Source organism: Paenibacillus sp. CFBP13512 (genome assembly GCF_005233705.1).
In the GTDB taxonomy this organism is placed as follows: domain Bacteria; phylum Bacillota; class Bacilli; order Paenibacillales; family Paenibacillaceae; genus Saccharibacillus; species Saccharibacillus nuruki.
Map to the genome: position 1 here is coordinate 1 of NZ_QGAD01000009.1, position 16557 is coordinate 16557.

The window sequence follows — 16557 nt, forward strand, 5'->3', positions numbered from 1 at the left end:
TTCTAAAAAAAGAATATTTACCTAGCATCAAAAAAGGGCAAATTTATATATTTTAGTTTTGTTCTTAATATATAAAAAAACTGACATCAATAAAATAATGATGTCAGTTTTTTATATAGTTCAATATGTAATTATAACCTCACATTGAACCGCATATCACAATATTAAAAAGCTTATTTAAAATATTTCCTTCTTAACAAAAAGAAAGTTATATTTTATTCCCACGGATATTCAGTGGTGAGGTAATCAGCAAATTCTTTACTTTCTTCTCTCCGTTGACGACGCATGGCTGCTCGTGAAGGAGCGGTTTCGTGCAATTTCTTCTCTTCTTCCGTTTCAGGAATGACTGTCGGCACTTGCACTTTATGATTATCTTCACCGATCGCTACAAAGGTAAGAAAGGCAGTCGCTGCAATTCGTTTCTCACCTGTTTTGAGGTCTTCGCGTATCACTTTCACAAAAATCTCCATCGAACTACGTCCTGTCCATGTCACAAACGATTCTAATGTCACTGAATCGGTTGGGTTGATCGGATACAGAAAATCGACTGAATCGGTAGAAGCGGTAACGGTATCGACACGACATAATTTGGAAGCGGTAATTGAAGCAATATCATCTATATACGACATCAATTTTCCACCGAATAATGTATTGTGATTGTTGACATCGGTCGGGAATACACGGGATGTTTTGAAGCAACGTGTTTCTCTAACATATTTACTTTCGACTTGTAGCGGTTTGGATGATGCTGATTGTCCCGCTTGATCTGAAGACTGCTGATCCATTGTTCTACCTCCTTATATTTATACGTTTGCCTACATGTTCAATATCTACATGTATCATAGTCTTCCTTATGACATGTTTGCAAATATGGCTTTCAGAAAATATACAATGAATCAATAGAATTTTCACCATTTGGAAGAACCGGATGAACGGCTACTTCCCCCACTCCAACTAGAACTACTCGAAGAGCGACTGCCTCCACCTGATGATGAACCTCCTGAACCGCCACCCGATGAACGCTGACGACGCTTGCGTTCTTGTTCCTGATCATAGAGCGCTTTGTATTCCAGTGCTATAAATTGCAGTATTCCTGCACCTTCTTGCGCTTTTTGCTGTGCTTGTACAAAGTATCCCTGATTCACCAATTGTTGCAATTCTTCGACCAGTCGATGCAAAACAGGCACATGAGTCGTGATCGCTGTCGTAAAGTAACGAGCAGACAAATTGCGATGTTCTTGCAGTAATCCTTCGATCGCTTCGATCGCTTCTTGACGTTGTTGGGTCAACTCTTCTACACGCTGAACAAAAGCAACTGTCTCTCTTTCCGCTGTATCCATAACTTCTTTGACGTTAACCATATTGAGTAGTGTACCGCTTAGAATCTGCTCTGCTTGTTCAAGTGCTTGATAGCTATGTGCTTGCACTTGCTGTGTATCGTCAGGATTAACGCTAATCGTTGCCTGCTGTTCATTGGCACGGCGATAATCTTCGCGTAGCTTGTCTAAGCGTTGATTTTCGCTTTGCTTCTGATTATCTAATTGGTCTTTGTAACTCATAATCTCTGTTCGCAATTGTTGCATCCGAGACAACGCATTTCTGACTTGCTCACTCCATGTATATGCTTGACGATACTGTTGTACTTCATCATGCAGAGCATCTACGATTTGTGGAGTAAATAGATTAACCTCACCTTGCATCTTCTGAATTTCCTGATAACGTGCGCCTTGTTCTCTGAGATGTACTCCTGCATATTCTGCTTGTAGACGGCTCACTTCTTGATTATACATTTCAGGCATATTGCGGAAATCAGCCATTTGTTGTTGCGCCATCGTTAATGTTTTCTTCGATTCATCCCGGAAGTTAATGAGATCACTGACAACCTGACGAGCCGCCGCGATATCTTGTTCGATCATTTCCATACTTTGACGAATCAAGTCTACATTCCCACCTGCCAACAATTGAACTAATCGAATCTCTTCTGTGCGTGCATGTTCTAATATACGGAAAGGATCGTCTACCGTTAACTTGAGATGTTCTCGCTCAACGACTGGACGCAACTCCTGTTCTGTATTATTGATCTCTGCTGTATACCGTTGACTGCGTTGTACCCATTCCCCATACAGACGGATATCTTCTACAAGCACATCAAGCAATTGATTGGCACGTTCGGCTGGTTCTTTGGCTTTCATAAAATCAAATTCATCCAATTGATCGGCTTCTTGCAAAATATGCTCAATTGTAGTGATTCGATCTTTCATCGCTGTCAGTGGATAGTTGTATTGCTTTTCAAGCGTAGCCACTGTATTTTTCACTTGCTCCAGATTAGCTTTGGACGCTTCCACCATCCCACGTACGGTGCGTGATAACTCATCCATTTCTTGATGATGCTTTTGCACATTTGCCATATCGGTTGCCCACTGCGTCTGTTCTTGTTCAATGATGGTCAGATCGCTAGCAGATTTTTTGACAGCACCGATCGACAGGCGAATAGCATCTATTTTCTGCTGAGAATCGGCAATACGAGCATGTTCTTTCATTAATTGAGACTGTAACTGTTCAATCATTTCTTTGGTCTGTCCAGTCACAAAGCCCATTTCTAATTCTTTAAACAAATCAGACACAATCAAGCTGTTAAGTGATGTAGCGATCTGATCGTGATGTAGCTGCACTTGTTGACGGCGAACTTTGAGCTTGCTGACTTTGTTCAATCGAATCATCAACCAGATCACAAACCAGATGAGCGCAATCCCACCGATCAATAACGCAATCGCCGAACCCCAGTTCAGACCGACCTGTGCTAACTTTTGCGAAATGACGGTCGTTAACGGCACATGATTGATATATCGATTAACAGCTAGTACACCGCCTACAATATCGCCATCTTGTGCAGATGGAACAAATTTGTTATCGGTTACTCCTTGTACCGTGCGCTCGTTGCTATTGGCGATTTTGTTAGCGAGTACTGCATTTTGAAAGACCAGATGGACATAATTCGGATTGGTTGTAATCACAAGCACGATATCATTTTTGCCCAAATTCGATCCATCATAAATCTGGTTCGCATACGCGAGTCCCTGCGCTTCATCCATCCCTGTTGCTGTATTCACATACATCTGGTATTCCTGTCCGCTCAGTTCAGTGTTGAGCTTGTCGATCTCACTACTGCTGAACAGACCTGCATCGTCCAGTACAAATCCTTTTTGCTGTGCACCATAAGCAATACCTGTCATACTCTGAGTGATCAGCCAGCAGATGAGCAACAGAGGGATCCATTTTTGAAATGTTTTTAGATTGATTTTCATCTGCGATTTCCTTTCTTCCCTATACGGAGGGATACCTTAACGAAAAGGATGTTTTGTTGAAAGAGATGTTTTAATTGATTCGCTTATATTATGATAGAACCCATAACACGATCTGTAATCAAACCCATATCTGGAGGAACTCATCTTATGGTAAATTCTACTACGTCTATGTTACCAAAATTATGTTCGTTAAACACAGCATTACCTGTAAATGTGGAATGGAATAACAAATCGGTCTATACCGGATTTATCAAACGCCCTTCTACCGAATCATTACCCATTAGTTCGCAAGGCATCGAGGGAGATGGTCAAGGCGATCTCAAAAATCATGGTGGACCAGACAAAGCCGCTTGTGTCTACTCACAAGATCATTATGGTTGGTGGACAGACGAAATGAAGCGCCCTTTCGAAGCAGGTGCTTTTGGCGAAAACTTTACCGTCACTGGATTGACTGAAGATATCGTATGTATCGGAGATGTGTACCGGATCGGAACTGCTATCGTACAGGTTAGTCAGCCCCGTCAGCCTTGCTTCAAATTAGCGGCTCATCTGGAACGTAAAGAAATGGTTATGCGTGTGCGTGAGACTGGATATTCTGGATTTTATTTTCGCGTATTGGAAAATGGAGTCGTTCAAGCAGGCGATACATTTGAAATGCTTCGCCGTGAAGGAAGTGGAAGTACGATCGCGGAATGTAATCGGATTCTGTATGATGAACGTGGTGATACCCCGGCTCTGCGCCAATTATTAGCAGAACCGGCTCTGGCAGAATCACTTCGCAAGCATTTGAGCAAACGATTGGTGAATTGAATAAATAAAGGAAACATTAATTAATGTTTCCTTTATTTATTACTTGAAATTAAAACTAACTATTTTATATAGAGAATATTACTAATCTATAAGTCCTAAATAATCTCTTCTAATGATGGGAATAAATTCAGATCCTACTTCCTCAAAAATCTCTAATAAATCACTATAAGTGTTAGGATCATTCCCTATTTTATTCCACAAATTTGCTCCTATCAAAACACAAGTAGTATCATCAAAATCTAATAGTTTAAGCGGGATGGTAAATCCAGATTTTCTATAAGATGTTCCTTCTCCAGCAGGATTAAAAGGAAGTCCAAAATATGCCTGGTTCTTTTGATCCGCAGCAATTAAATGTAACATATCTCGTTTGGCACGTTCAGTCTGATCTAAATTTGGTTTAACTGTTTTAAAAGAATAATATTCTTTTTCTCCATTAGATCTAATAATATAAAGATCAGATTTCACAGTCAATTTCTCATACCGATCATTATTGAGAGAGGAAACTTCTTTAATTTCTCCTAACCAATCTAGTGGTCTTTTATTATTTCTTTGTTCTTTTAAAATTTGATCTATTTTTTCCAGACGAAAAGTACAAATTTCTAAATTTTCATTATGCTGATTATAAGCTTTTGCACCACTTCCTTCTGCAATAATTTTTGCAAGTTGTTCAAAAATACCTTGTCCTAATGTTGTAACAAAGGAACGTTCAAACTTAGCACTTTTCCAGACTTCCATAGGAACCAGCCTATAACCAAAAGGATTAGCTAATAAAATCTGTTCATCTCCAAAAGGCTCGTCTAATTTTCTTTTTATAATTTTTCTCATTACATTTTTCAAATGAGCTTTTACGGCTTGCTTTGTAATAATATCCATTCAAAGCCTTCTTTCCAAAAAAAATGACATAGGTTTATGATCCCTATGCCACTTATGCTATATGTTTTATTTGTAAAGTGCAATTACAAATTCATTGTAAGCTGATACGAATTTGTGCTTCTTGCAATTGATAAGTTTACTCTATTTAATGTTTCAATAATCGAGTCCCCTAGTAATTTAGCAAGATTGACGGGAACAGCATTACCAATTTGTACGTATTGTTGTGTTAAAGAACCAGCTATCTTGTAATTAATGGGAAATTGTTGAATAGCTAAATACTCTTCAATACTTAATGGTCTATCTTCATAAGGATGTCCTAAATTAGTACTTTTCTGAATAGGTGAAGTCAACATAGTTGGTGCTGGTTTTTTTACATTTAACCTACGGAAAAATCCTACTTTTCCACCTCCAGATAAATATGCTCCTCCCATTGCTTTCTCAACAATATCCATAGGGAGATTTCTCCAATTACCACCACCTTGAGGTATCATTCTCATGTAACGCAATCTCTCAGAAGAATATTCTACATAATGGTGAATACCAAAATCTGTATTTTTAAACAACTCTCCTACTGTAATCCATTTCAATTTACCATCAATTCCTTCTGAATTATGTGTTGGTTTAGGAAATTGATACTTGATATTTAAGTTTTCTCGTACCCCAACAAAAATAACCCGTTCTCTTGTTTGTGGTACACCATAATCTGCTGCATTAATTAACTTATAATTTATATTATATCCTTCAAATTGATTCAATAAATATTCTAGAGCACTTCCCGGCATTTCTTCCCAAAGTAATTCTGAGAACTGGTTTCCACGCTGACTATGTGGTCTATGTTTTAAAGGCGCAGATAATAACCCTTTTACATTTTCTAAAAGAAACATTTTAGGTCGAATCGTTCTTATAAGTTCAGCAAATTTTAACATTGCCGAACCTCCTGCACTTGCAAAAGCTTGTCTTTTTCCTGCTGTGCTAAAAGACTGACATGGACTCCCACCAAAAATAAGATCAATATCAGTATCTGGAGATATTCCGGCATCTAAGTAAATTTTTTCTGGAGTATATTGCATAATATCTCCTTCTATAACCTTTAAATCAGGATGATTATTTTTTAAAGTGGTACAATAAGTTCTTTCTAATTCTACAGTTAGTTTGATATCAAACCCTGCATTTTTCATTCCCATGTCTAATCCTCCTGCACCAGCAAAAAATGCAACTGCAGTTGCCATGTCAATCACCTCACTTTTGTTTCTGAAATGATTATAACATTCGTAAACAGATTGGTCCAGCCTTTTCAATATTATACATTTAAATATTTTATAAAAATATTTAAAACACTAAAAAGGTTCACTGTATTTTAGTAATAATGAATAAAATACAGTGAACCTTTAGTTATTCAATTAATAGCTTTATTTCACAATTCCTTGCATTACATAACTATACGTATAGGAACGATTTGCATAGAGACGATATTGTGGATGCGGTTCAGAACCCCAGCTATCATCGCCGCCAACACCTGTTTGCTTATCATTGATACGCACAACCGTATGTCCGCTAACAGGTAACTGGTAATGATGTGGTGCAGCTTCCAGTTCTGCCGGTGTGTATGGAAGAACATTCAATTCGATCAAAGGTAGACCTGTAATCTGTAAGCCCACTCCATCGCTATTGGTAATGGTAGCTGAGCGTACATCTACTTTATTTCCACATTCCTGTGGTTTGAGGTACGGAGCCATTTGCTCGGCTACTGTTCCTGTATAGATACCGACTTTACCACTAGACTTTCGATCCCAATACGTCTCATGCGGACCTAATCCGTACCAAGACAATTGGTCAAAGGAAGCATCCATCATCAATAGCATACCGATCTCTGGAATCTCAGGTAAGTCTTTGCCCGGATTCAATCGTTGTGTCACTTCGACCCGTCCATCTGCAAAAATATGATACTCGACAAAACATTGCGAATATCCTGCTGTCGGCAGTAGATACTCCACTTTGATAATAATGATATCTTGTGCTCGTGCAAGATCAACTTCAAAATGAACCAATTCTCGCTCATCTGAAGCACTACGCCATACTTCACTACGCTGATCCAGATGATTCCCGCGATCATTATCTGTTACAGCACGCCAGAAATGAGGAGCAGGTGCTTGAGCTAACAATTGTACTTTGTTGATCTGATAAGACAACATTTCGCCATTGGTCGAATCAAAAATAATCGAGAACCCTTCACCATTGATCATAATCATGCCTGCATGTTGTACAGCGACAAGGCTCGATTCGCTAATCGGCTCAGGTTCATGCAATTCGGCATCATGATGAGAACCGAAAGACAATACGACAGGCAATGTAAATTGAGAAAAGGCAACTTCATGACCGGCTTGCGCCCACAATTGATCTGTTCGAAGCACGATAGAAAGTGTCAAAATATACTCGACTCCAGGCGCACGTGGAATCTGCTTCAACTCTGGTAATGTGACTGTAACGGTCTGCCCTGGTGCACAGATCACATTGCTCAGTACACCATGATCAGCAGGTTGACCATTTGCTGTTAATACCCATTTAAAATCAAATTCTTCTAACGAAGTAAACAAATACTGATTCGTTAGCTCGACTTCAATCACCGATTCACCCGCAGATAAATGCTTGGTCGTAATCACTGCATTCGATTCAAGCCCCTCATCGATAGGGTGATCACTACCTAATCGCCAGTTGAATTTCACCTGTTCATAACATTTTTTCACTTCATCCAGCTTCGCAGATACCGTACGATCGGCAAAGATCAGACCATCGCCACAGAAGTTGCCATCATGCGGACTTTCACCAAAGTCGCCCCCGTACGCTAAATACGTGGTTCCATCTTCAGTCTGCGTCTGAATCGCTTGATCAATCCAATCCCAGATAAATCCACCTTGCAACACTTCATAGCGGTCGAACAATTGCCAGTATTCGGCTAAACCACCACAAGAGTTCCCCATCGCATGACTGTATTCACACAGAATAAAGGGCTTCGCTGGATGATTTTGAGCATATTTCTCGATCTCGCGAATATGGGTATACATCTGACTTTCGATATCAGATGCCGCTTCAGACGGGCGATAATGGAATACCCCTTCATAATGCACGACCCGTGATGGATCCGCTTTACGTAGAAAATCCGCCATATGCAAGAAATTATCGCCACCGAACGATTCATTACCCAGCGACCAGATCACAATCGAAGGATGGTTTTTGTCCCGTTGGAACATCGAATTGGTACGGTCTAGCACATTATATGTCCAATCTGGATTGCTACCCGGAACGGTATTAAGCAATTCTTTTTGACCATAAGTCCATGCACCATGACTTTCCAGATTCACTTCATCAATCACATACAATCCATACTGATTACATAGTTCATACCAGAGTGGATGATTAGGATAATGAGACGTTCGTACTGCATTGATATTGTAAGATTTCATCAGTTGAATATCTGCGATCATATCTTCGCGTGTAATTGCGCGTCCAGTCACTGCATTGAATTCATGACGATTGACCCCTTTGAATACCACTGTTTTCCCATTGATCTTCATCAGATTGCCTTCAATCGCAAAGGTACGGAAGCCCACCTGACAGCCGGTATGCTGAATAATATGACCTTGTGCATCTTTCAGCGTAAGTACCAGATGATACAGATGAGGTGCTTCTGCACTCCATTTCAAAGGATTGATCACCTCGGTAGACAACTGAATCTGTGTCCGATGAATATCTCCACCTTCTAATCCTTCAGTTGCATTAAAAGGAAATGAAACCGGGCTACTTAAAGGAAGATCCCAAAGAGGATTGCGGTCTGCATCGTATAATTGAGCATGTACACTATAGGATTCTTTGGCTACATCGGTAAATCGTAGACTGTCTGTCGGATCAGGACGAGCCAGTGCTGAACCGGAATGATGTAATGTAAGATCGACCGTTAATTGTGCGTCCTGAACCTGTGCATCCAGATCAGTATGTACAAAAAAGTCTTGAATATGGGTATCCGGTAATGCGTACAGATAGACATCTCTAAAAATACCGCTCAAGCGCCAGAAATCTTGATCTTCTAACCAGCTCGCATCACTCCAGCGATAGACTTCGACAGCTAATTTATTTTCGCCGGTTTGCAAATAAGGAGTTAGATCGAATTCTGCGGGTGTAAACGAATCTTCGCTATAACCAACTAAATCGCCATTCACCCAGATATAAAAAGCAGATTCTACACCTGCAAAATGAATATAGACTGAACCTTTATCCTGCCACTCTTGAGGCACAGAAAACGTGCGTACATATGAGCCTACAGGGTTGAATTTGGTTGGTGCTTCTGGTGGTTGAATATCTTCATGTCCATCCCATGGATAGCGCACATTGGTATAGTGAGGAGCATCATAACCATGCATTTGCCAGTGCGCAGGCACAGGGATCGTTTTCCATGTACTGGTGTCATACTCTTTTGTATAAAAATCAACAATACGCTGATCTGGATTTTCAGCCCATGCGAATTGCCATGTTCCATTTAAGGATTGGTAATATGGTGAATCTGCGATCTCTCCATTTAATGTCTGCTCTACCGAATCATACGGAATCACAGAAGCATGAGCATCTAGACGGTTCAGACGGAAAATGCCAGGATTGCGGTTCCATTCAGGAAACCCATTCGGTGGAGCGGTATACGTATACTTTTGATTACGCAAATCAATCACCTCTTTATTCGACATAGTTGTAGATGCAGATCGCTAAAATCATACATCCGTACCGGATAAGAGACGAATCCCTATTCTGTGTTCAAAAGGAGTCATTACATTCACAAGTAGCGTCTGACAATCTTGCGGATAATGCGCTTCTCGCACACTTAGAGCCGTATGTTCCAGACAACCACCTGTTAATTCTATTCGGTCATTTCCTTGCTGTACAACGACTGTTCCTGCTGACCATAATTGGGAAAAAGGGCGTATCTGCTCTAAGTGTCCATCGACTGCTGTAATGATCGCTTGCTGGTCAAAAACAAATGATAGCTGTGTCATTACATCGGCAGGCTCATTAGAGATGATATGTAGATCATATCCATTTTCCAATTCGGTCATACGCACTTCCAGTTGATAAGTCTGCGTATGGGTAGCAATACGGTGTTGATGAGGAAGCAAATACCATGGACTCACTGTTGCTTGTGCAGAAGCAGGTAATTCATGCTCGGGTACACAACTATTGTAACCCTTTTCATACGTCGCTGTCATGGTGAACCCATCAGTCGTTTCGGTTAACGTCTGCATCGGTACAAAGCCCGGCCCAAAATAAGAAGCAATCTGTACACCTAATAGTCGTACGTGTCCATGTCTAATCGCTAGGAACGACGACGTTTCTGCCATCATCGTTACGCTTGTGTTTTCTTCACGAATACGCATGACAGGCGCGCCAAAATCCAAATGAGGTCGACTGTATTGAATCTGCGAATAGCCTACTTCTGCAATCTGCTGGATATACGAGTGACGATCAAATGAACCATTAATCATTTGGCGATAATGGGTGGGCAAAGCGGTAGCGATGACTATCTCCCCTTCATATGGATACAACAACATGCCGACTAGCGGATTGTTAGCACTACTCGGTGGACGCACAGTGGTCGTACACAATGCTTGTTCAGCTAATTCTGTCATCGTTGCAAATTGAGCATTGTAGTCGATGGGAGTCATCAGATAATAAGCAAGCAGATAATTGTCTAATGTAAAGGTCTGCCCGAAATCTTGCCGACCTGAATAATCGGTGACAATCTCGCCAGAAGGATGAATCAAATAGATCATCATATTCAGATTAGCACGCACAGGTTGTAGATATTCAGGCTTTGATAATATACGTGCGGTATGGATTAACATCACATCACTAACTGCATTGTAAATACCGTTACTACGCTCAGTCCATTCTCCATCTGGAGTCGCATCGATCCCTTCTGCCAACCATTGTTCTGCCCGTGTAAGTAATCGAGAATCACCGAATAATTGATACAGATAACTAAGTGCCGCCGACAAGACCCAGCGATGATTAGGTGTATGGCAACCTCCTGTTAACATTACCGGAATCGTTTGCTTGAGAAATAACAATATCCGACTAGCGACAGGAGCATTTTTACTCCAATCATCTTGTTCTAATAGTAGATACAACTGCGAATAACCGACCACGACAAACGCTGTATCTGGAGGTGAATGAAAATTAGTCCACCCCGGAGAGATGGACCCATCTTCATGTTGAAAAGAAAGCATATACTGGGCTGCATATTCTAGCCGTTCGAGCACCTCTTCATGATGGTAATAAGCCGAATCAGGATTTACTAATGCGGCTCCCCATACCGACATCCAGACAGGTGTTCCTGCATGATGGTTAGGCCAAGCGATCCCATTTTCACGATCCACCACGCCTCCAAAAGATCGATGATTCCGATCGAGAATCTGTCCTGCCAGACCTTCTTCTACCCATTGATCATTGATGCTTACCAGTTGCCTGCTGACAGCCATAGCAATGCCCTCCTTGCTTTTCTACTTGATATCGATTTGTCTGTGTATGATCTATTTCGTATTGCGGTATCCTGTTTTATTTATGATGACGCTCTTGAATTTTGGAGATTAAAAGCTGATGACTGGCTTCAATCTCTTCAGGCTGACAAGCGGCTTTTAGTTCATATACTTTGACAGGCGCTGCATCGATAATATCGAGAAAGCGATCGAAAAAAGTCATGTCTTTACTATGGATATAAGGACACCAATGATCGGATAATCCTAACGTTTCATGAATATGCACACCGATAATATCGTCTTTCATAGCGTTAGCTTCTTCGGCATTCTGATACAAGCCCATGCGATCCATCATCATCCCGTGACCGATATCGTACCAGAGATAGACAGGTGCACCTTTCATCCGTTCACGTACTTTTTTTGCTTCAGCTAAGGTAGGCATCTGGTAACAACGTGAACGTGTTTCAATACCAAAAGCCACATTGTATCCTTTGGATAATACACGGTCACATACCTCTTCCAGACTGTGCTGAATACGCTCTAAATAATGCTCGGATAGACTTTCCCGACGCTCGATCATTTCAGACCATAGCTGTTGATAAGCAGGTGAGTCTTTGCCTTGTTCGTGATAAATGCCTTTTAACGTCTCATCTATATTGTTTGCAAAAGGAATCTCTCCGGGATGAACGACCACAGCTTTGGCTCCATAACGATGAGCATACTCAGCTGAACCCACCAGTAGATCTATCGCCTTTTGCCGTTTTACTTCATCATCAAAGCCTAGCAATACCGAATCAGTGCCATAATCAGGATCAGGTGTATGAGGAAATGTATTATGCACACTGGATATACCGATCATGCCACGTTCAATCATCGGTCCAATCGTTTTTAGCATCTCAGTAGTCACATTATAGTTGAGTTCCACTTGCTGAAATCCAAGCTCTTGAATCTCTGCGATCATTTCTGCTCCGCTAGAATGACGCTTAATATTCCAGCATGTTGAAAATGAATATTCTCCTTTGGATGTAAGCATATAGACTCCTTTCATGACCCTTCTAGATATGCAATAGCTTTAACCTTTGACCGCCCCTAACATCACTCCACTGACAAAGTAACGTTGCAACCACGGATACACGATCAGAATCGGAAGTGTGGCAAAAATAACACTGGCGGCTTTGAGACTTTCAGGCATCATTTGTGCTGAACCAACCACTTCATTACGCATCAATTCGCTTGCCATATTATTTTGGATCAATTGATATAATTTGAGCTGTAACGGATATAATTCCGGGCTGTTAATATACATGAGCGTATCCATAAATCCATTCCAGCGTCCGACTGCATAGAAAAGGCTTAATGTTGCGATCACTGGCAAAGACAACGGTAAAATGATCCGCCATAATGTATAAAAGTGACTGCTTCCATCTATTTCAGCTGCTTCTTCTAGACTCTCGGGAATATTGCGGAAAAAGGAAATCATAATAATCAGATAAAATGGGCTAATCAATCCGGGTAAAATCAATGCCCACATCGTATCCAGCAGATGTAGATTACGTACCAGAATATACTCTGGAATAATACCACCACTGAAAAACATCGTAATAATAATCAATACCATAAAGAATCCGCGTCCTTTAAGATTAGACTTGGATAATGGATACCCTGCTGCAATCGTCATTGCCATACATAAAATAGTAAAAATGACTGTCAGCATAACGGTGAATCCAAGCGACCGAATCATCGACATATCGCTGAACACTTTGACATAGGCTTCTACCGTCCATTCGACTGGAAAAAGAGAAACTTCACCTGACATAATCGGACGTGCTGAACTCAGTGAGATCGCCAGAATATGAATAAAAGGAATCAGACAGACGAGTACAACGATACTCAGTAACGTAATATTGACGATATCGAAAATCCGATCGCCTTTACTGCTAGCTGGCTTGGCTTTGACGGCTGTTGTTTTGCTAATATCCGCTAATTTATCCATTAAAGTATCCCCTCTCCTGTCGATTTCTTAGACGCATAGTTCGCACCAAGTACAAATATCAAGCCCACGACTGCCTGAAAAAGACCAACGACTGTTGCTAATGTGTATTGCCCTGATTCTAGACCGATCCGATATACAAAGGTACTCAGTACATCCGAGTAATCTTGTACCGCTACATTACCAATCACAAATGGACGTTCAAATCCGATCGTGACCATATTACCGAGATTGATAATCAACAACGTAATAATCGTTGTTTTCAGACCGGGCAATGTAATATGCCAGATACGCTTCAGTCGTCCTGCTCCATCCATATCTGCGGCTTCATATAGTTCTTTGTTGATACCTGTTAATGCAGCTAGATAGAGAATCGTTCCCCAACCTGCACTTTGCCATACACCGGTCAGCAGATATGTCACCAACCAATAATTCGGATCAGTTAGAAAAGGAATCGGCTGAAATCCAAGAGCCATCCACATATTATTAACGAATCCTGATTGCGTACCGAATACTTGATACACAATGCCTCCAATAATGACCCATGAGATAAAATGCGGAATATACAGAATAGTCTGTGATAACTTTTTGAACCAGACGGCTTTGACTTCATACAGCATGATCGCTAGTAGTAAAGGCGCTGGAAAAGAAACCAACAGATCTAGAAAATTCAGCATTAATGTGTTGCGTAATGTTTTGTAGAAATCCTGATTTTGAAAAACTTCACGAAATGCATCCCAACCGATCCATTCACTATCATTGATCCCTTGAAAAAAGTTAAAGTCTTTAAAAGCAATCTGAATACCGTACATCGGCCCGTATTTGAAAGTCAGAAAGTAAGCAATCGGTAAAATGAGCAGGAAATACAACTGCCAGTATCTGCGAAGATAAGTAGACATTCTCACGTTGGTACTCCCCTTTCATTAAAATGGTTGTGGAAAAACCTTCACTCGGTATTGTGAGTGGTGATGTGCTCTTGGTGGGAAAGCGCTTCGTGAACGGATTCTTTCTTGGCGTCGCTGGTAAGATCGGATATCTTGATTTGACCGCTGAGCGGTCGATATCCGAGTCTTAAAGGCGACTTTTAGAAAGAATCTGTTCACTACGCTTAGTGGTAGGAGCACATTTTTCTTTTAAAGATGGCGTTGCGGTTTTTTACACATTGGGTGCGGTATAGCAGGTTTTGGCTTTTGATTAGGGAGTTACTTTAAATGGTTGTATGGCTGATTTGATGTATAGATTCGATTGGTTAAATGATTGGTTTTGAAGCAGTGAATTGGGTTGATTTAATGTAGAGAAATTTTAAAAACCTTGGTTATCTAATCTTTTTACTTCGCACCTTGTTCTTGGAATACTTTGGTGCGTTCGTCTAGGATGGCTTGGCCGCCGCTACTCATATAGTCTTTGAGTAGTGAATCGTAGACGGTATCGAATTGAGCAGTTGGAGCCATTGTTGCTTTAACGATCAGTTGATTGTATTTGTCTTGTAGTCCGCTACCATATTTAGCTTCGGCTTTGATAGGAACGCTGAAGTTAACGGGTGGGATGGTATCTGTATTGGAAATTTCCACAGATTTACGCATTGCGGCTTGATATTCTTCCGGTGTCTGCATGATATAAGCGTCGTTGTTTTGTTCTTCTGTGCCTACGATTTTACCGTTAGCGATAATCGCCATATCTCCGTAATTGTACAAGCGATTGGTTGCTTCTTCTGTCGCATCTTCTTTGGCAACAGGCACGCCGTCTTTGAGTGTATAATTCTCGCCTTCTACACCATTTTGCATATCAAATAAATTTTTGTCTGAAGCCATCCAGTCTAGATATTTGATCGCTTCCACCGCTCTAGGGCTAGATTTGGGAATCATAATATACAGACCGTTCGAAGCATATTCAGGTTTGGCATGTTTGCCTTCATTATTAGTAAAGACATCAGTAGGTGTTAATTCTGCACCTTTTACATTGGTTTTTAGATTTTTGTAGGTTCCGTTATAGGTAAAATACAATTCACCGGCATCTTCGGTATAAAAGCCGACTTTACCGTTTTGGACATCTTGCCATAATTGTTTTTTGTCTTCATCTAAGCCAAAGTCTGTACTGATCAGTTTTTCGTTATATAGTTTGTTCATAAATTGCAGACCTTCTTTGAATCCCGGCAATAATGTAGGATAATCGCTGGAACCTAGCTTTTGTGTTAATGTATATTTTTGTTCATCTGTTAATGGTTGTTGGACAAAAGACCATAACAATGGATCATATTGAGCAGGTGCAATCGTCATACCGAATGGAATTAGACCACTACCGACTTTGCCCGGATCTTTTTCTTTAAAAGCTTTGAGTGTCGTATACAGCTCATCGGTTGTTTGTGGCATCGGTAGTTTCAGTTCATCTAACCAATCTTGACGGATATAAGAAGCGTATTTCCCAAGAACAGACCGCTTGCCCGGAATCGCAAATTGTTTACCTTCTATTTGCCCGTAAGCCAGTGTGTCATCACCTAAGAATTTTTTGAGATTAGGGCCGTATTGATTGAGCAGATCTGTTAAATCCGTCAATCCACCTTGTTCTGCATAACGATTGAATGTTCCTTGATCATAAGTAAATACGATATCAGGTACATCGCCTCCACTTGCCATCAAGACGTTCAACTTCTGCAATTCATCGGAACGAGGAACCGGTACATATTGCACATCAATTTTATTTGGTTTGCCAAAACGTTCATCAACTAACTTGGTCATATAGTTATCACTAATGGTATAACCGGATGGAGAATTACCACGATCGAAGACTTCTACTTTTAAAATAGAACTTCCATCTGCACTTGTGGCACCGCTGCTACTTTCATTGGAAGAACATCCCGTCAAAATGGTAATGCCTGCTAATACAATTGCCAACATTGAGCTTGTGACACCTTTAACCATTTTTTGATTTGGACCTTTTTTCATCTTCTCAACCCCTTTGTCAGCTTATCTCCCTTAGAACGTTTATCTTTGTACGAAAAAGTTAGCATAATTGTCATATGCTCCTTTTGGGATGTTCTCAGTATGGCATTTACAGCGATATT

11 protein-coding genes are annotated in these 16557 nt (G+C 40.6%); 1 reads left to right on the top strand and 10 read right to left on the bottom strand.

What is annotated here, in order from left to right; all coding sequences use genetic code 11:
- Window positions 1-215: 215 nt before the first annotated feature.
- Window positions 216-785: an acyl-CoA thioesterase gene (locus PaeCFBP13512_RS14030; RefSeq protein WP_069328010.1), complete on the bottom strand. Its 570-nt coding sequence runs from the start codon at window positions 783-785 to the stop codon at window positions 216-218.
- Between the two features lie 123 nt (window positions 786-908).
- Window positions 909-3305, bottom strand: a complete 2397-nt coding sequence (locus PaeCFBP13512_RS14035; protein ID WP_137223842.1) for a TPM domain-containing protein — start codon at window positions 3303-3305, stop codon at window positions 909-911.
- Between the two features lie 147 nt (window positions 3306-3452).
- Between PaeCFBP13512_RS14035 and PaeCFBP13512_RS14040 the strand changes: the two genes are divergently transcribed.
- Window positions 3453-4115, top strand: a complete 663-nt coding sequence (locus tag PaeCFBP13512_RS14040; RefSeq protein ID WP_137223844.1) for an MOSC domain-containing protein — start codon at window positions 3453-3455, stop codon at window positions 4113-4115.
- An 81-nt stretch (window positions 4116-4196) separates the two neighbouring features.
- On the opposite strand, the gene PaeCFBP13512_RS14045 is transcribed toward PaeCFBP13512_RS14040, so the two are convergent.
- From PaeCFBP13512_RS14045 to PaeCFBP13512_RS14080, 8 genes are all read right to left on the bottom strand, one after another.
- Window positions 4197-4988, bottom strand: a complete 792-nt coding sequence (locus PaeCFBP13512_RS14045; protein ID WP_137223846.1) for a TdeIII family type II restriction endonuclease — start codon at window positions 4986-4988, stop codon at window positions 4197-4199.
- Window positions 4989-5071: 83 nt separating this feature from the next.
- A complete protein-coding gene (locus tag PaeCFBP13512_RS14050) occupies window positions 5072-6217 on the bottom strand; it encodes a DNA cytosine methyltransferase (protein ID WP_137223848.1) in 1146 nt (381 codons plus the stop codon).
- A 180-nt stretch (window positions 6218-6397) separates the two neighbouring features.
- Window positions 6398-9721, bottom strand: a complete 3324-nt coding sequence (locus tag PaeCFBP13512_RS14055) for a glycoside hydrolase family 2 TIM barrel-domain containing protein (RefSeq protein WP_137223850.1) — start codon at window positions 9719-9721, stop codon at window positions 6398-6400.
- Window positions 9722-9745: 24 nt separating this feature from the next.
- Window positions 9746-11509 carry a hypothetical protein gene (locus PaeCFBP13512_RS14060; protein WP_137223852.1) on the bottom strand — a complete coding sequence of 588 codons (1764 nt, stop codon included), beginning with the start codon at window positions 11507-11509 and terminating at the stop codon, window positions 9746-9748.
- Between the two features lie 76 nt (window positions 11510-11585).
- A complete protein-coding gene (locus tag PaeCFBP13512_RS14065; RefSeq protein WP_137223854.1) occupies window positions 11586-12539 on the bottom strand; it encodes a sugar phosphate isomerase/epimerase family protein in 954 nt (317 codons plus the stop codon).
- 39 nt (window positions 12540-12578) lie between these two features.
- Window positions 12579-13499, bottom strand: a complete 921-nt coding sequence (locus PaeCFBP13512_RS14070; RefSeq protein WP_137223856.1) for a carbohydrate ABC transporter permease — start codon at window positions 13497-13499, stop codon at window positions 12579-12581.
- Window positions 13499-14395 carry an ABC transporter permease gene (locus tag PaeCFBP13512_RS14075; RefSeq protein ID WP_371748239.1) on the bottom strand — a complete coding sequence of 299 codons (897 nt, stop codon included), beginning with the start codon at window positions 14393-14395 and terminating at the stop codon, window positions 13499-13501. The genes PaeCFBP13512_RS14070 and PaeCFBP13512_RS14075 overlap by 1 nt, the downstream gene beginning before the upstream one ends.
- A gap of 429 nt (window positions 14396-14824) precedes the next feature.
- On the bottom strand, window positions 14825-16438 hold the full coding sequence (locus tag PaeCFBP13512_RS14080; RefSeq protein ID WP_137223858.1) for an extracellular solute-binding protein: 1614 nt from the start codon (window positions 16436-16438) through the stop codon (window positions 14825-14827).
- Window positions 16439-16557 lie beyond the last annotated feature (119 nt).